The sequence below is a fragment of the Citrobacter sp. TBCS-14 genome (assembly GCF_005280805.1).
GTDB classification, from domain to species: Bacteria; Pseudomonadota; Gammaproteobacteria; order Enterobacterales; family Enterobacteriaceae; genus Citrobacter; species Citrobacter gillenii.
In genome coordinates this window covers 1-595 of sequence record NZ_SZWM01000264.1, presented here as the reverse complement: position 1 = coordinate 595, position 595 = coordinate 1, and the positions used below count along the sequence as shown (strand labels likewise).

At 55.7% G+C, this 595-nt stretch carries 1 pseudogene; it reads left to right on the top strand.

Features of this window, described 5'->3' with window-relative positions:
* A pseudogene (locus FDX22_RS12405) lies at positions 1-595 on the top strand (hypothetical protein); the annotation flags it as partial.

The window sequence follows — 595 nt, the reverse complement described above, 5'->3', positions numbered from 1 at the left end:
GATGAACAAGTTTGAGGTTGAGAAAGACACCATCGGTGACATCATTATTCTGCCGCGCGAGCAGGCAGTACTGATGACCTACTACCGCAACAACATTGCGCACATGCTGGTTCTGCCTTCGTTGATGGCCGCGATTGTGACTCAGCACCGCCGGATTTCACGCGCCGCATTGCAGCAGNGTGCTGCCGTCACTGATGGCGGCGATTGTGACTCAGCATCGCCGGATTTCACGCGTCGCATTGCAGCAACATATTGATGCACTGTATCCGATGCTGAAAGCCGAGCTGTTCCTGCGTTGGGAGCGTGATGAGCTTGCCGGGGTAATTGACGAGCTGGCCAACGAAATGCAACGTCAGGGTCTGATAACCCTGCAGAACGATGAGCTGCATATCAACCCGGTTCATTCTCGCACGCTGCAGCTGTTGGCTGCGGGCGCGCGTGAAACGCTACAGCGCTATGCCATTACCTTCTGGCTGCTGAGTGCAAACCCGTCCATCAACCGCAGTACCCTGGAGAAAGAGAGCCGCACCGTGGCACAACGTCTTTCCGTGCTGCACGGTATCAACGCGCCTGAGTTCTTCGATAAAGCCGTGTT